The organism is Limnohabitans sp. (assembly GCF_030158565.1).
Taxonomy (GTDB): Bacteria; Pseudomonadota; Gammaproteobacteria; order Burkholderiales; family Burkholderiaceae_C; genus Limnohabitans_A.
The window spans coordinates 177,203-193,046 of the sequence record NZ_JAOASQ010000023.1 but is presented as its reverse complement, the minus strand read 5'-3'; the positions used below and the strand labels follow the sequence as shown (position 1 = coordinate 193,046).

The 15,844-nt window shown below is 60.8% G+C and carries 14 protein-coding genes; 4 read left to right on the top strand and 10 right to left on the bottom strand.

What is annotated here, in order from left to right:
* The 5 genes from Q1W40_RS04665 to ccsA all read right to left on the bottom strand — a co-directional run.
* A partial coding sequence (locus Q1W40_RS04665) for a ribonucleotide-diphosphate reductase subunit beta (RefSeq protein ID WP_300709364.1) occupies positions 1-970 on the bottom strand: 970 nt, incomplete at its 3' end.
* 140 nt (positions 971-1,110) lie between these two features.
* Entirely contained in the window at positions 1,111-4,032 is a 2,922-nt protein-coding gene (locus Q1W40_RS04660; protein ID WP_300709361.1) for a ribonucleoside-diphosphate reductase subunit alpha, read from the bottom strand.
* Between the two features lie 417 nt (positions 4,033-4,449).
* Positions 4,450-5,046 carry a 1,6-anhydro-N-acetylmuramyl-L-alanine amidase AmpD gene (gene ampD / locus Q1W40_RS04655; protein ID WP_300709358.1) on the bottom strand — a complete coding sequence of 199 codons (597 nt, stop codon included), beginning with the start codon at positions 5,044-5,046 and terminating at the stop codon, positions 4,450-4,452.
* Positions 5,047-5,066: 20 nt separating this feature from the next.
* Entirely contained in the window at positions 5,067-5,300 is a 234-nt protein-coding gene (locus Q1W40_RS04650; protein ID WP_300709355.1) for a PP0621 family protein, read from the bottom strand.
* Positions 5,297-6,100, bottom strand: coding sequence for a cytochrome c biogenesis protein CcsA (gene ccsA, locus Q1W40_RS04645; protein WP_300709352.1), 804 nt, complete (start codon positions 6,098-6,100; stop codon positions 5,297-5,299). Before ccsA ends, Q1W40_RS04650 begins: the two co-directional genes overlap by 4 nt.
* Before the next feature lie 79 nt (positions 6,101-6,179).
* Between ccsA and ffh the strand changes: the two genes are divergently transcribed.
* Positions 6,180-7,565, top strand: a complete 1,386-nt coding sequence (ffh, locus tag Q1W40_RS04640; protein ID WP_300709350.1) for a signal recognition particle protein — start codon at positions 6,180-6,182, stop codon at positions 7,563-7,565.
* Position 7,566: 1 nt separating this feature from the next.
* Here ffh and Q1W40_RS04635 read toward each other — a convergent pair whose 3' ends face one another.
* The 3 genes from Q1W40_RS04635 to Q1W40_RS04625 are packed head-to-tail and all read right to left on the bottom strand — an operon-like array spanning position 7,567 to position 10,802.
* Positions 7,567-7,896, bottom strand: coding sequence for a 2Fe-2S iron-sulfur cluster-binding protein (locus tag Q1W40_RS04635; protein WP_300709349.1), 330 nt, complete (start codon positions 7,894-7,896; stop codon positions 7,567-7,569).
* Positions 7,897-7,932: 36 nt separating this feature from the next.
* A complete protein-coding gene (locus Q1W40_RS04630; protein WP_300709347.1) occupies positions 7,933-9,414 on the bottom strand; it encodes a glutamine synthetase family protein in 1,482 nt (493 codons plus the stop codon).
* Positions 9,411-10,802 (bottom strand): aromatic ring-hydroxylating dioxygenase subunit alpha, encoded by a 1,392-nt coding sequence (locus Q1W40_RS04625; protein WP_300709345.1) that lies wholly within the window; start codon positions 10,800-10,802, stop codon positions 9,411-9,413. The genes Q1W40_RS04630 and Q1W40_RS04625 overlap by 4 nt, the downstream gene beginning before the upstream one ends.
* A 195-nt stretch (positions 10,803-10,997) precedes the next feature.
* Here Q1W40_RS04625 and Q1W40_RS04620 point away from each other — a divergent pair, with 195 nt between their 5' ends.
* On the top strand, positions 10,998-11,393 hold the full coding sequence (locus Q1W40_RS04620) for a gamma-glutamylcyclotransferase family protein (protein WP_300709343.1): 396 nt from the start codon (positions 10,998-11,000) through the stop codon (positions 11,391-11,393).
* 43 nt (positions 11,394-11,436) lie between these two features.
* Here Q1W40_RS04620 and miaB read toward each other — a convergent pair whose 3' ends face one another.
* Entirely contained in the window at positions 11,437-12,774 is a 1,338-nt protein-coding gene (miaB, locus tag Q1W40_RS04615) for a tRNA (N6-isopentenyl adenosine(37)-C2)-methylthiotransferase MiaB (protein ID WP_300709341.1), read from the bottom strand.
* 303 nt (positions 12,775-13,077) lie between these two features.
* On the opposite strand from miaB, the gene Q1W40_RS04610 reads away from it, so the two are divergent.
* The gene (locus Q1W40_RS04610) at positions 13,078-13,401 is read left to right on the top strand and encodes a hypothetical protein (RefSeq protein ID WP_300709339.1); all 324 of its coding nucleotides are present in this window, start codon (positions 13,078-13,080) and stop codon (positions 13,399-13,401) included.
* Positions 13,402-13,592: 191 nt separating this feature from the next.
* Here the strand turns inward: Q1W40_RS04610 and Q1W40_RS04605 are convergent, their stop codons facing one another.
* Positions 13,593-14,174 carry a DUF2889 domain-containing protein gene (locus tag Q1W40_RS04605; protein ID WP_300709337.1) on the bottom strand — a complete coding sequence of 194 codons (582 nt, stop codon included), beginning with the start codon at positions 14,172-14,174 and terminating at the stop codon, positions 13,593-13,595.
* 60 nt (positions 14,175-14,234) lie between these two features.
* Here Q1W40_RS04605 and Q1W40_RS04600 point away from each other — a divergent pair, with 60 nt between their 5' ends.
* Positions 14,235-15,806 (top strand): acyl-CoA synthetase, encoded by a 1,572-nt coding sequence (locus Q1W40_RS04600; protein ID WP_300709335.1) that lies wholly within the window; start codon positions 14,235-14,237, stop codon positions 15,804-15,806.
* Positions 15,807-15,844 lie beyond the last annotated feature (38 nt).

Here is a 15,844-nt window from a genome sequence, read left to right as displayed (position 1 = left end):
TGGCGATGTAGCGCAGATAGCCTTTGAACATGGAGGCGTTCATGCCCAGCACGCCGCGTGGCATGGTGTCTTCGGCATAACGGTATTCCAGTTCGACAGCTTGCAGGAACAGGGCCTTGATCTCGGCTTTGAATTCGGCGGTCCACAGTTGTGGGTTTTCCAGCTTCACGGTGTTGATCAGGTCGATGCCGAAGTTGCAGTGCATGGACTCGTCGCGCAAGATGTATTGGTACTGCTCGGCAGCACCGGTCATCTTGTTTTGGCGACCCAATGCCAGGATTTGTGTGAAACCCACGTAAAAGAACAGACCTTCCATCAGGCAAGCAAACACGATCAGCGACTTGAGCAAAGTCTGGTCGGTTTCGAGTGTGCCGGTCTTGAAGTTCGGATCCATGATCGCGCTGATGAACGGGATCAGGAACTCGTCTTTGTCGCGGATGGATTTGACTTCGTTGTAGGCGTTGAAGATTTCGCTCTCGTCCAGACCCAGCGATTCCACGATGTACTGGTAGGCGTGGGTGTGGATGGCTTCTTCAAAAGCCTGACGCAACAGGAACTGGCGGCACTCGGGCGCTGTGATGTGGCGGTAGGTGCCCAGCGTGATGTTGTTGGCGGCCAGTGAGTCGGCGGTCACAAAGAAGCCGAGGTTGCGCTTGACGATGCGGCGCTCGTCTTCGGTCAGACCGTTGGGGTCTTTCCACAAAGCGATGTCGCGGTTCATGTTCACTTCCTGCGGCATCCAGTGGTTGGCGCAGGTGGCCAGGTATTTTTCCCAAGCCCATTTGTATTTGAAGGGGACCAACTGGTTGACGTCGGTCTGGCCGTTGATGACACGCTTGTCTGCAGCGGTCATGCGGCGGGGTGTAGCAGCTGGAGACGCCGACGCCGATGCAGTTGCTGCACCCGTGCCAGGCATTGGAGGCATTGCAGGTTGCAATGCGGGTTTAACTTGATCGTCCCAAGACAACATAAAAATTTCCAGTTCTCAAATTATGAAAGCATGCGCGTGAATTGCAAAGCAGTGATTCACTTTCTGCGCATGCATGGGCTCGAAGTGTTGTTCAATTGCATCGCACCACCATGTTGGCATGTGTGTGCGATGCATTCAGATCACTGGCAAGCTTCACAACCGACATCGTCGATTGCGGTGAATTGAACGTCGGTGGCCGGTGCTGCGCTCAGCGGTGCATGTGTTGTCGATGCATCGTGTGCGCTCATGCCGCCCGACGGCATGCCTGAAGACACTGCGTTGTGCGAGCCAGCTTGCACCGTGGACTTCTCCACCTGTGTGGCGCTCGATGTGCGCAGGTAGTAGGTGGTTTTGAGACCGCGCAACCAGGCGAGTTTGTAGGTGTCGTCGAGTTTCTTGCCCGATGCGCCGGCCATGTAGATGTTGAGCGATTGCGCCTGGTCGATCCATTTCTGGCGGCGTGCAGCCGCTTCCACCAGCCAAGTGGTCTCCACTTCAAATGCGGTGGCGTACAAGGACTTGATCTCTTGTGGCACGCGGTCGATGGGACGCAGCGAACCGTCAAAGTGTTTCAGGTCCATGACCATCACGTCGTCCCACAGGCCCAGGCGCTTGAGGTCACGCACCAGGTAGCTGTTGATGACGGTGAACTCACCCGACAGATTGGACTTGACCGACAGGTTGCCAAAGCAAGGCTCGATCGAAGCGTCCACACCGATGATGTTGGAGATGGTGGCGGTGGGGGCAATCGCCACACAGTTGGAGTTGCGCATGCCGTCTTGTGCAATCTTCTTGCGCAGGGTGTCCCAATCCAGGGTGGACGAGCGGTCCACCTCCACATAACCGCCGCGCTCGCGCTCCAGCAGGTCCAGCGTGTCCAGAGGCAAGATGCCTTGGTCCCACAGCGAGCCTTTGTAGGTGGCGTATTGGCCGCGTTCTTTGGCCAGCTCGGTCGAGGCCCAGTAAGCGTAGTAGCAGATCGCTTCCATCGACTGGTCGGCGAACTCCACAGCAGCCTGCGATGCGTAAGGAATGCGCATTTCGTACAGCGAATCCTGGAAACCCATCAAGCCCAGGCCCACAGGACGGTGGCGCATGTTGGAGTCACGGGCTTTCTTGACGGCGTAGTAGTTGATGTCGATCACGTTGTCCAGCATGCGCATGGCGATCGAGATCGTCTTTTGCAGCTTGGCGCGGTCGATGACCTTGCCGTTGGGGCCGTCTTTCAGGTGCTTGGACAGGTTGACCGAACCCAGGTTGCAGACCGCGGTTTCGGTGTCGCTGGTGTTGAGCGTGATCTCGGTGCACAGGTTGGACGAGTGCACCACACCCACGTGCTGTTGGGGCGAGCGCACGTTGCAAGGGTCCTTGAAAGTGATCCAGGGGTGGCCGGTCTCGAACAGCATCGACAGCATCTTGCGCCACAGGTCGGTGGCGGGCACGGTCTTGCTGGGCTTGATCTCGCCGCGTTCGGCTTTTTGCTCATAAGCCACATAGGCTTTCTCGAAGGCTTGGCCGAACAGGTCGTGCAAGTCAGGCACATCAGAGGGCGAGAACAAGGTCCAGTTGCCTTTTTCCATCACGCGGCGCATGAACAGATCGGGGATCCAGTTGGCCGTGTTCATGTCGTGGGTGCGGCGGCGGTCGTCGCCGGTGTTCTTGCGCAGCTCCAGGAACTCTTCAATGTCCAGGTGCCATGTCTCCAGGTAAGTGCAGACCGCGCCCTTGCGCTTGCCGCCCTGGTTCACCGCCACAGCGGTGTCGTTGACGACTTTGAGGAAAGGCACCACGCCTTGCGATTCACCATTGGTGCCCTTGATGTGCGAGCCCATGGCGCGCACACGCGTCCAGTCGTTGCCCAGGCCGCCTGCGAACTTGGACAGCAGGGCGTTTTCCTTGATCGACTCGTAAATGCCGTCCAGATCGTCGGGCACAGTGGTCAGGTAGCAGCTCGACAGCTGTGAACGCAAGGTGCCGCTGTTGAACAAGGTGGGGGTGGACGACATGAAGTCGAACGAGGACAGGATCTCGTAGAACTCGATGGCGCGGGCTTCGCGGTTGATTTCATTGAGCGACAGGCCCATGGCCACGCGCATGAAGAAAGCCTGAGGCATCTCGATGCGGGTCTTGCGCACGTGCAGGAAGTAGCGGTCGTACAGGGTCTGCAGGCCCAGGTAGTCGAACTGCATGTCACGCTCGGGCTTGAGGGCTTCGGCCAGGCGCTTCAAGTCGAACTGCAACAGTTTTTCATCCAGCAGGTCGTTGTCCACGCCCTTCTTGATGAACTGGGGGAAGTAGTCCAAGTACGCTTGTCCCAGCTGGTCGGCGGTCACTTCCTTGCCCAGGATTTCCTTGGCGATGGTGTGCATCAGCAGGCGGGCTGTGACGTAGGTGTAGTCCGGATCTTTTTCAATCAGGGTGCGCGAGGCCAGGATCGACGCTTTGTAGACCTCTTCCATGGGCACGCCGTCGTACAGGTTGCGCATGGTTTCGGCCACGATGGGCTCGGCGCTCACATCTTTGCCCAGACCTGCGCAGGCATTGACCATCAAGGACTTGAGGTAGTTCAGGTCCAGTTCCACGCGTTTGCCGCCGTCGATCACATGCAGGGCCGGCTCGCTGGGGGTGGTTTCTGTGGCCACTTGTTGTTGCTGTTGGGCGCGCTCTTGCGTGCGGCGCTCGCGGTACAACACATAAGCACGGGCCACTTCGTGGTTGCTGCTGCGCATCAGGCCCAGTTCAACCTGGTCTTGCACGTCTTCAATGTGGAAGGTGCCGCCGCCTGGACGCGAACGGACCAAAGCGCGCACCACGTTCTGGGTCAGCTCTTCCACCACCTCGCGAACGCTGGCCGATGCCGCGCCTTGCGTGCCGTGAACGGCCAAAAAGGCTTTCATCAAGGCCACAGCGATCTTGTTGGGCTCAAAAGGCACCACCGCGCCGTTGCGTCGGATGATCTGGTAGTTGGCCAGTGCATGGGTCGACGCAGCGTTGAGGCGTTCAGTTTCTGGCAGACCGATAAGGCCTGAGGTGTGGCTCGAGATGTTCAGATCTGTGTGCATGGTCATGTTCTTGGTTTGTTGCAGGGCGTTGGATCTTGAGGGCTTGAAAGAGGCTGAAAATTCAAATGTGAAAATTTGTAAGGGACACTATATCTGGTGTCCAAACATCGTTCAAGCCACTACCTATAGTGTACCGAGGTCCTTGGAGGACTTTTTGTGAAAGCTTGGATTCATCTTGAAATCACAGGCACTGTTTTGGGCTTTTCAGAATTTGAAAAGTGCCAGAGCGAAGCTCTGAATCACGCGACTTGTGACCACAAACTCAAGCCAGCATTGGGTTTCAACGGGGTTTTGTCGCTGCAGGCTTGATTTGTCTACCTTGCAGATTTTGGGCAAATCGCCAGCGGACGGTTAAAACTCAGCCGTATGTACCAAATTGGGGCTGAAAAAATATTTTTCAGTTGTAACGCCGGCACATCAAACCAAGGGAAAACACCGATCTGAGAAATCCAACAAAGATCGCAAAAGTGGCCAGTCGAACCCGGGTCCAGGGTCCTGTTTGCGACCGGGGGCGATGTGCTCATGCCCCGCCACGTGGGCAATCGGGTATCGGGCCGCCAGCGCTGTGCACAAACGGGCCAGGCTGTCGTACTGCGCCGCTTCAAAGCACTCACCCTCCAGGCCTTCAAGTTCAATGCCGATCGAGTCGTCATTGCAATGGGGTCGGCCCCGGTATTCGGATTGCCCGGCATGCCAGGCCCGGTCATCGCAGCTGACAAACTGCCACAGCGCGCCATCGCGCCGGACATAGAAGTGCGACGACACCTCCAGGCCCCGGATCTGCCCAAAGTAGGGGTGCGCGTCCCAGTCCAGTTGGTTGGTGAACAAGGCTTGCACCTCGTTGCCGCCGTATTGGCCTGGCGGCAGACTGATGGAGTGGATCACCAGCAAGTCGATGCAAGCCCCGGCAGGCCGGGGCCCGAAGTTGGGGGAGTCCAGCCGCAGCGCTGGCGTGTACCAGCCTTGTTGCCAATCGGTCGTGGAACTTGGGGTGTCGGCGGCGGTGTCGTTCACGCGCAAAACTTCGGCAGAGGTCAGGCGGGGTTGCTGTCTTGCGCAGCGCTGCGGTGCTCGGTGCTGCAGTACAAGCCCTTTTGACCCGACACCGCCTCAGCGCGCGGCAGGTGAATGCCGCAGTGCGCGCAGGCCACCATCTCGGTGGGCGAGGACGATTGAGCTTGGGCCGATCCTGCCGGGGGCTTCACTCGGGAGCGCTTGACCGCCCAAATCACGACCAAGGCCACCAGCAACAGAAACAGAAATTTCATCCCGCACGCCCCAGCAAGACTTCCAAAACAAAACGCGAGCCTGCATAAGACAGCAGCAGCAAACCCGCACCCATATAAAGAACCCGCACCGCGCGGCGGCCGCGCCAGCCCCACTGGCTGCGCCCGACCAGCAGTACCGCAAAGGTTAGCCAAGACAGCAAGGCAAAAATCGTCTTGTGGTCCCAGCGCCATTGGCCCCGGTCCTGGCCATAGAGGGTTTCACCAAACAAGGCACCAGCCACCAAGGTGGCCGTGAGCAGCATGAAGCCCGCCGCCACAAAACGGAAGGTGAGTTTTTCTAGGGTCAGCAGGGGCAAGCCACTGTCGGCTTCTTGGCCCAAGCGGATGTTGCGCTCGGTGCGCGTCATCATCCAGGCGTGAATCACGGCCGCGCCAAACAGGCCATAGGCCGACAGGCCCAGCGCCCAATGCAGTGGTAACCAGGCCGAAGCTTGCGCATGCAACAAGGTGCCCGGAAACAACCAAGCCATCGCCACCGCCACAGCCCCCAGGCCACCCATGGCCCAGCGGGCCTTGAGCTGCGGGAAAATCTGCCGCTCCACCACATAAGCGGTGACCACCAGCCAAGCGGTGACGGACATGGCCGGCGCAAAGCCAAAGCGCACCGGCCCCGCCAGCAAACCCAGCAAGGCCAGCGCGTGCGCAGCCCAAGCCAGCCCCAGCAGACGGCGTGCGTTGACTTCGCTCATGCGCGCACCGGTCACCGCTGCCAAGCCATAGGCCAGCGCGGCCACTGCGGCGGCGGGGTGCATCCAGAATGGGGGACTCGCTAAAATCATGGGTCCGAGTTTAGCCTTTCAGGTGCAGCCACAGGGGCTACACCACCCCGCTGGACCGGTTATTTCTGGATTCGCACGCATGGCCTCCGCCCTGACCGACAAACTTTCCCGCCTCGTCAAAACCATCAGCGGACAGGCCCGCATCACCGAATCGAACGTGGCCGACATGCTGCGCGAGGTGCGCATGGCCTTTCTGGAGGCCGATGTGGCGCTGCCGGTGGTGCGCGACTTCATCGCCCGTGTGAAAGAAAAAGCCCTGGGTCAAGAGGTCATGGGCTCGCTCAAACCCGGCCAGGCCCTGGTGGGCGTGGTCAACCGTGAGCTGGCCGCCACAATGGGCGAAGGCGTGGCCGACATCAACCTGGCTGCGCAGCCGCCGGCTGTGATCCTGATGGCCGGTTTGCAAGGTGCCGGTAAAACCACCACCACCGCCAAGCTGGCCAAGCACCTGATTGAAAAGCGCAAGAAGAAAGTGCTCACGGTCTCGGGCGACGTGTACCGCCCCGCCGCCATCGAACAGCTCAAAACCGTCACCGCCCAAGCCGGTGCCGAATGGTTCCCCAGCTCGCCCGATCAAAAGCCGATCGACATCGCTCGCGCCGCCATCGACTACGCCCGCAAGCACTTCTTTGATGTGCTGCTGGTCGACACCGCTGGTCGCCTGGCGATTGACGAAGTCCTGATGAGTGAGATCAAGGGCCTGCACGCTGAACTGAAACCTGTGGAAACCCTGTTCGTGGTCGATGCCATGCAGGGCCAGGACGCGGCCAACACCGCCAAGGCTTTCAGCGAAGCGCTGCCGCTGACCGGCATTGTGCTGACCAAGCTCGATGGCGACTCACGCGGTGGTGCGGCCTTGTCGGTGCGCCAGATCACCGGCGCGCCCATCAAGTTTGCCGGTATCAGCGAGAAGATCGACGGCCTGGAAGTGTTCGATGCCGAGCGCCACGCGGGCCGCATCTTGGGCATGGGCGACATCGTCGCGCTGGTCGAGCAAGTCACCGCCGGTGTGGACATGGAGGCCGCGCAAAAGCTGGCCGCCAAGGTCAAGAGCGGTGGCGGCTTTGACCTGAACGACTTTTTGGCCCAGATCCAGCAGATGAAACAAATGGGCGGCCTGTCCAGCCTGATGGACAAACTGCCCAGCCAGCTGACCGCCAAGGCTGGCGCGATGGACATGGACAAGGTCGAAAAAGACATCGCCCGCAAGCAAGGCATCATCCACAGCATGACGCCCAAAGAGCGCAGCAAGCCCGAGCTGATCAAGGCCACGCGCAAGCGCCGCATCGCCGCCGGTGCCGGTGTTCAGGTGCACGATGTCAACCGCATGCTCAAAGAGTTTGAGCAAATGCAGGACATGATGAAAAAGATGCAGGGCGGCGGCCTCATGAAAATGATGAAGCGCATGGGGGCCATGAAAGGCATGATGGGCGGCGGCGGGGGCTTCCCCGGCATGCCGCGCTGATTCAATACTGGCTGGTGGGCAGCGTCACCTGCAGGCCATCCAGTTCTTCGCTCAGCATGATCTGGCACGACAGGCGGCTGCCTGGCTCCCGCGCCTGAGCGGTGAAGGCTAGCATGCCGTCTTCGTCACTGCTCATGTTCGGGAGCTTGGACAGCCAATCCGCTTGAACCACCACATGGCAGGTGGCGCAGGTCAGCAGCCCGCCGCAATCGGCCTGGATGCCGTCCAAATTGGCATCGACGGCCGCTTGCATCAGGCTTTGGCCGGGCTGCACTTGCAGGCTGTGCGCGGCTTGGGTCGGGTCGTGGGGTTGCAGGTGGATCGTGATCATCAGTGCATCGCGCTCAAACGCGCTTTCTAGGGGTTGTTAAATTCGGCCGAAGTATTCACGCTTGTGAAACTCCGTCGCATCTTCAGCTTGGGCCAATCGTTGGTGCTCGGCCCGCTTGATGGTGCTGTAGTAGCCCACAAAGGATTCGCCGAGCGACTGGCGCAAGGCTGCATCTTGCTGCAGCGCCTGCACTGCATCGGCCAAAGACGTGGGGATGGAGGCAGCCCCCGGTGCATAAGGCGTTTCAGTGGCTTCAGGCGCTTGCAGCAATGCGTCTACGCCATCGAGCCCCGCGTGGATTTGCGAGGCCATGTACAGGTAAGGGTTGGCCGCAGGCTCGCCCAATCGGTTTTCAATGCGGGTGGCCTTGTCGCCGGGTGCGCCGATCACGCGCAGCATGGCGCCCCGGTTGTCGCGGCCCCACAAGATGGACTGCGGCGCCATGGCGTTGGGCCGAAAGCGCCCATAGCCATTGCTGGTGGACGTGCACAGAGCCGTGAGCGCCGGAGCATGCGCCAACAAACCGGCTAGCCAGCCAGCACCCGCATCGCTCAGCACCTGCCGCGCATCCAGCGCACCGACACCCGGTGTGGCAGCCTCGCGCATGAACACATTGCGCCCCGTGGTCAACTCGCAGACCGATTGGTGCAGGTGCCAGCCGCTCGACATGATGTGTTCAAACGGCGGGCGGCACATGAAGGTGGCGTGGTACCCGGCGCGGCGCAGGGCTTGGCGCGTGGCATTGCGAAACAGCACCATGTTGTCGGCAGCCGTCAGCACATCGCTCACGTCAAACACCGCTTCGACCTGGCTGGGGCCGAGTTCAATTTCGAGCGAAATCAGCGGCAGGCCCAGCGCCTGCGCGGTGCGCTGCACGATGCGCAGCGGCTCCTCGGCCCGGTCAAACCAGGCCTCGGTCAGCAGGTTGAAGCCCGGGTGGATCAGGCTGACTTCGGGCGCGGGGCCGGGCCAGCCTGCGCGCTCCGGGTCCAGGTCGTGCCCGTGCAGCGGGTCTTTGAGGCGGTAGATGTGGAACTCGATTTCGAGCCCGCAGCGCATCTGCCAGCCGCGCTCGGCCAGGCGCTGCACGGCCTGCTGCAGCACATGCCGTGAGTCCAGCGGCACGATGCCGCCATCGGCCATGTAAGGCTGGCACTGCAGCCAGCCGGTTTTCTCGGTCCAGGGCAGCACATGCCAGCTGGCCGGGTCGGGCATGAGCGTGAAATTGCTGGCCCCGGCAAAGCCGGGCAGGGTCTCTTCGATGCCCGACTCGAACACCTTGAAGGCGGTGCGGTCCGAGCTGTCTTTGAGCAGCAAGGTGCTGACCATGCCGATGCCGTTGGCCAGCGCCTGGCGCAGTTGCGAGGCCACGAGGGTCTTGCCGCGCACCACGCCATGCAGGTCACACCAGCCCAGGCGGATCAGCTCGATGCCCGAGGCCTCGACCTGCCGAATCAGTTGATCGCAAGCCGCTTGGCGTTCGGGGCTGTGCAGGCCGCAGCGTTCAGCGAAGCTCATGCCGCGCTCGTGTCGGCTGGAGTGGGCGCATGGCCTGGCAGGGCGGCATCCCACGGTGCGCCGCTGCGTTTGGCATCGCAGGCCTCGCGCCACCACTGCGGCCATTGCCCGCTGGGCGCGATGCCGTCCACCGTGTCGGGGCCGATGCGCTGGCTGGCCACGGCGCCCTGCGCAAAGCCGGGCGGCAAGCCCCCGGCCTGCACCGTCTCGATGGCTTTGAGCAAGAGGCGGCGGTTGGCCATGATGACCTTGTCGCTGGTGCCCAGGTGTTCGCGGGTGCGGTCCTGGATCGCGCCCATGCTTTCGCAGGCCCACTGGTCGTGGACGTTGATGTCGTCTTCGCCCATGCCCAGGTAGGTGCGGCTCATTTGCTCTTCGGGGTTGAAGCCCCAGTGGTTGTGCTTGCCCGCTTTGGGGATGTAGTCAGGCAGGGTGACCGAGGGCAGGCGTTGGTTACGCATGGCCTCTTTGTCCACCGGCCCGTCAAAGCTGGTGAACACCGAATACCAATAGGTGTGCGTGTCGTCCACCGGCACATGCATCTGCGTGATGGTCATGGTCTCTGACAGCGGAATCACAAAGGTGTGCGGGAACAGCGCGTTGGTCACCCGCACATGGGTGAGCGCCTCGTTGATCGGGCGCAGGGCCGTCAGACGCAGGCCCGCATCGGTGGGCTCAAACGAGATCTCGGGCTGGTCCAGCTCGCGCATCACCCGCGTCATGGGCCAGCGCTCACCTTCCACATCGCCCGCGCTCGCGCCCCGGAACTGGCGGCCATAGCTGCCTTCGAGCGACTCGTCATTGAAAAAGCGGTGCAGATACGAGGCATGCGCGGGGTCAATGCCCACCTCAAACGCTTGCAGCCAATTGCAATGCCACAGCCCTTTGAAGGCAAAGGTATGGGTGGCCGGAGCGCTGAAGGCGTCAATGCCGGGCAGCGGTGGTGGCGTCTGGCCTTCGGGGCCGAACCAGCCAAACACAATGCCGCTGCGCTCGATGATCGGGTAGCTGCGCTGGCGCACACGCTTGCACAAGGTGCTGCCGGTCGGCTCGGCGGGCGTTTCGATGCACTGGCCTGTGACGTCAAACTTCCAGCCATGAAAAGGGCAGCGCAGGCCATCGCCTTCGTTGCGGCCAAAAGCCAAATCGGCCCCTCGGTGTGGGCAGTCACGGTCGAGCAAACCATAGTCGCCCTGCGCGTTGCGAAACAGCACCAGGTCTTGGCCCAGAATGCGCACGGCTTTGACGGGGCGAATCGCCATGCGCGGGTCGAGCGCGGGGTTGAATTCATCCACCAGGGCCACGGGCTGCCAATAGTGGCGCATCACCGCACCGCAGGGCGTGCCCGGGCCAATGCGGGTGATGAGTTCGTTTTGTTCTGCTTTCATCTGCACCTCTGGCTTGCGCCTTGTGTCTGCCTTTGTTGTGTACTCGTCCCTGTGGCGGGACAGGCCAGTCTCTTGCCAATCAGTTTAAACGGCTGTGTGTGCGCGGCCTGCCAACAGGCGACACGGTGGCTGGGGCTTGATGCGTGTCAATTTCGAGGCAGGTTGTGTGGGCTGTGTTGGCGCAAAATTCAGCGCATGTCACACGCTCTTTTCATCTACGGCACCTTGATGCCCGGCCTGCGCCTGGAGGCCGAAATGCATGGCGCCCGCTTCACGGGCGCTGCCCAAGTGCCCGGCCGCTTGGTCGATCTGGGCCGCTACCCCGGCCTGCTGCTGGGCGATGGGGTGGTTTCAGGCGAAGTCTATGAAGTCGATGACGCGCACCTGGCCCGGTTGGATGTGGTCGAAGACATGGTGCCCGGCGACCGCGCCGCCTCGCAATACTGGCGCGAAGAAGTGACTGTGCTCAGCGGCCCGCTGCAAGGTCAGCCCGTGCAGACCTATGTGTACAACCGCCCGACCAATGGCTGCACACCCATCTCGCATGGCGACTACCGCCGCTACATCCGCGAAGTCGGCCGCGACTCCTGATCTTCCGTAGGTCGGCGGCTTCAGCCCCGACATGACGGCTGCATCAATCGCGGATCACCAACTCCCCGCGCAACGAGTGCGACAGGCCTTGCGTGATGCGCACATCGGCCATCTGACCGATCAGGCGATCCATGTTCGGGCCGCCGGGGAAGTTGACCACCCGGTTGCACTCGGTGCGGCCGGCCAGCTCGGTCGCGTCCTTGCGTGAAGGGCGCTCCACCAAAATGCGTTGCACCGTGCCCACGCGGCTCTCGCCAATGCGCTGCACGTTTTCTTCGATGGTCGCTTGCAGGTGGTGCAGGCGGCGCAGCTTCACGTCGTGCGGCGTGTCGTCGTGCAGGTTGGCCGCAGGTGTGCCAGGGCGGGGACTGAAAATGAAGCTAAAACTCGTGTCAAAGCCCACATCGGTGATCAGCTTCATCATCTTGTTGAAGTCGTCCTCGGTCTCGCCGGGGAAGCCCACGATGAAATCGCTGCTGAGCGACATGTCGGGGCGGATCGCCCGCAGCTTGCGGATCGTGCTCTTGTATTCCATGGCGGTGTAGCCGCGCTTCATGGCCATCAAGATGCGGTCCGAGCCGTGCTGTACCGGCAGGTGCAAGTGGCTCACCAGTTTGGGAATCTTCTCGTAAGCGTCGATCAGGCGCTGGGTGAACTCGTTGGGGTGGCTGGTCACGTAGCGGATGCGCTCGATGCCCGGCATGTCGGCCACGTATTCCAGCAGCAGCGCAAAGTCGGCAATGTCTGAGGTGCCGCCCATCTTGCCCCGGTAAGCGTTCACGTTCTGGCCCAGCAGCGTGATCTCTTTCACGCCCTGCGCGGCCAGCCCCGCCACCTCGACCAGCACATCGTCAAAGGGCCGCGACACTTCTTCACCCCGGGTGTAGGGCACCACGCAGTAGCTGCAATACTTGCTGCAACCTTCCATGATCGACACAAAGGCGGTGGCGCCTTCCACCTTGGCGGGTGGCAGGTGGTCGAACTTTTCAATCTCGGGGAAGCTGATGTCCACTTGCGGGCGCTGCTTGCGCTCGCGTTCGGCCAGCATCTCGGGCAGGCGGTGCAGGGTCTGCGGGCCAAACACCACGTCCACATACGGCGCACGCTTGATGATCTCAGCGCCTTCCTGGCTGGCCACACAGCCGCCCACGCCAATCAGCACGCCCTTGGCTTTCAGGTGCTGCACGCGGCCCAGATCGCTGAAGACCTTTTCTTGCGCCTTTTCGCGCACCGAACAGGTGTTGAACAAAATCAGATCGGCCTCGTCCACGTCCTGCGTGGGCTCATAGCCCTGGGCCGCGCCCAGCACATCGGCCATCTTGTCCGAGTCGTACTCGTTCATCTGGCAGCCAAATGTTTTGATGAAGACCTTCTTGCTCATGCGGCCTCCACGGCGTTCAGGGAGGTGATGAAGTCAAGGCAAAGCAAAGCACGCCCGCGAAGGGCCAGAGTGCAGCGGTTCATGGTGTAGATCCAGAGGCTGTTGGGGGGAAGCGCTTTGGGCGCTGGGAGTGAGGATTATCGCAGGCACTTAGCGAATGCACTTCTGTGCACACTCGTGATCAGAAGCAAAAAAATCCAGTTGGTAGTGATGTAAATAAAACACTGAAGTTGACCGATGGGGTGCCACTTTTCACTTTAGTATGATCGGTTTTTTAAAATTTTTAATTAGAAAAAGAGTTTTATGTTTCGAAAATTGGTAATCGCTATTGTTGGGATCTTGGTGCTGCCGTTTGCGGGCAAGATGGTTTTAGATTTATGGGTCAAATCTGATTTCAATCAGCACCATATGGCCCAGCAATGTATGAGTAAATCTGAGGATATTTTTAAAGTGGGAGTCCGTCAATTTACTGGTACCTACTCGAAAAATAATGTATTTGATTCCGCTGGAATAACCATTGTTGAAGTCATTCGAACAACACCCAGTGGTGTCTATCAGCGCTGGAAGCTGGTATGCGTCGGTGACAGCAATCCAGTGCAGAGTCTTATCGAAGAGACTAAGCCTTAGCCTTCATGTTTGCCCTCAAAGAGGAAATTTGGTGAGGGTTGGTCGTCACGGGTTGGCGTTGGTTGTTATTTCGATCTTGGAATTGGCACAGCCTTGAGAAGATAGAGATTAATCAACTAGCGCCTAATGACCAAGCTCCTTTGAGCCCATCGGTTGTATAGTTTTTTGGTTGGTGTCTTCTGCGTTATTGATTACACATCGATTGATGACGCCTTCGGCTTGAAAAACATCGGATAAGCCCTCTGCACCGTCGGGCTGTCAAAGGCCCAGCTGTGGCATTGGCCCAGGTGGTAGGGCGGCTTGGTGATTTCGGGTTGGGGCTCGCCGGCCACTTCGCGGCGGTGCCATTGGCCGGCGGGCAGGGTTTGGTAGGCGGCGGTCGCCATGTTGAAGAGCAGCTCGCGCAGGTGGGTGCAGCCTTCGGTGCCGCCCACGTGTTCGTTGATGACTTTGCGCCAGCCCGGGCCCATGGTCTGGCCGATCAGTCGGTGCATGCCGTGGGGTGCGCCCGCGCACTCGGGGTGGGGGATGTCGTCCATGGCGGTGACGATGTCCTGGATGACCATTTTGTTGTTCAGCGTGACGCGGATCTTCAGGCCGTGGATCGGTTCATTGGCAGGGAAGGGGCGCTCGTTGGGCACGCTGAAGCCAAAGGTTTTCACGTCGGTCAGTTCGGCTTCGATGTCCCACAGGCCGTCTTCGCGGTCATAGCCGCTGTAAACGACGGTTCGCGTATGTGACAGTTTTCGGGGGGATGCTGGGGGTAGTGCCAATGGAATTCTCGCGGGTCTGGTGTTCAATCTTCCGATCATATCGATGCAGGAGCCCGCACCATGTCCCACGCCCCCCAAACTGCCATTCACCCCGCCGTCCGCCGCCAGACCATCGCCGATGCCCTGCGCCGCACCGCGATCCGCCTGCCCGCCAAGACCGGCATCGTGTGTGGCAGCACCACCTGGACCTATGCCGAGTTCGATGCGCTGGTGACGCGCTTGGCCGCGGGCCTGGCCAGCATCGGCGTGGCCGAGGGCGACAAGGTGGCGGTGTTGGCCCGCAACTCGCACGGTTTTGCGGCGCTGCGCTTTGCGCTGGCCCGCCGGGGCGCGGTCATGGTGCCGATCAACTTCATGCTCAAGGCCGACGAGGTGGCTTACATCCTGCGGCATGCGGGTGCCAAAACCCTGGCCACCGACAGCGGCTTGGCAGAGCTGGCGCAGGCCGCCAGCAAGCTGGACACGAAAGTTGAGCAGTTCATCTGGTTGCCGTCCGAAGACCCGAGCCAGCCCGTGGCCGGCATGCACAGCTTTGACGTGTTGGCCGCTTGCACCGACCCCTTGCCCGATTTGCGTTTGGGCAGCTACGACGTGGCGCAAATTGTCTACACCAGTGGCACCGAGTCCTCGCCCAAAGGCGCACAGCTCACGCACGATGCGGTGCTGTGGCAGTACGTCAGCTGCGTGATCGACGCCGAGATCGCCGAGGCCGATGTGGCCCTGCACGCGCTGCCGCTGTACCACTGCGCCCAGCTCGATGTGTTTTTTGGCCCGGCCATTTACATGGGCAGCACCAACGTCATCACGTCCAAGCCCACGCCCGACAACCTGCTGCCCATGATCGAGAAGTTTGGCATCACCAGCTTCTTTGCGCCGCCTACGGTGTGGATTGCCTTGCTGCGCTCGCCGCTGCTGGATGCCGACAAGCTCGCCCAGCTGGCCAAGGGCTACTACGGCGCGTCCATCATGCCGGTGGAGGTGCTCAAAGAGCTGGCCTCGCGCCTGCCCAAGGTGCGCTTGTGGAACCTGTATGGCCAAACCGAAATCGCGCCCCTGGCCACCATGCTGGCCCCCGAAGACCAGTTGCGCAAACCCGGCTCCTGCGGCAAGGCCGTGCGCAACGTCGAGACCCGTGTGGTCAACGACGACATGCAGGACGTGGCCGTGGGCGAGGTGGGCGAGATCGTGCACCGCTCGCCGCATTTGATGCTGGGCTACTTCCACGATGACGAACGAACCAAAGCTTCTTTTGAGGGCGATTGGTTCCACAGCGGGGACCTCGGCATCATCGACGAAGAGGGCTACATCACCGTGGTGGACCGCAAGAAGGACATGATCAAGTCCGGCGGCGAAAACGTGGCCAGCCGCGAGGTGGAAGAAATGATCTACCGCCTGCCGCAGGTGAGCGAAGTGGCGGTGATCGGCTTGCCAGACCCCAAGTGGGTGGAGGCCGTGACGGCGGTGATCGTGGTCAAAGTCGGGCAGACGCTCGATGAAGCAGCGGTGATCGCGCACTGCGCCCAGCACATGGCGGGTTTCAAGACACCCAAGCGCGTGGTCTTCACCGATGCGCTGCCCAAGAACCCCAGTGGCAAGCTGCTCAAGCGCGACTTGCGTCTGCGCTACGCCTGATGGGCTGGCTTGTCCATATTTGTCATCCCTGATTTCTG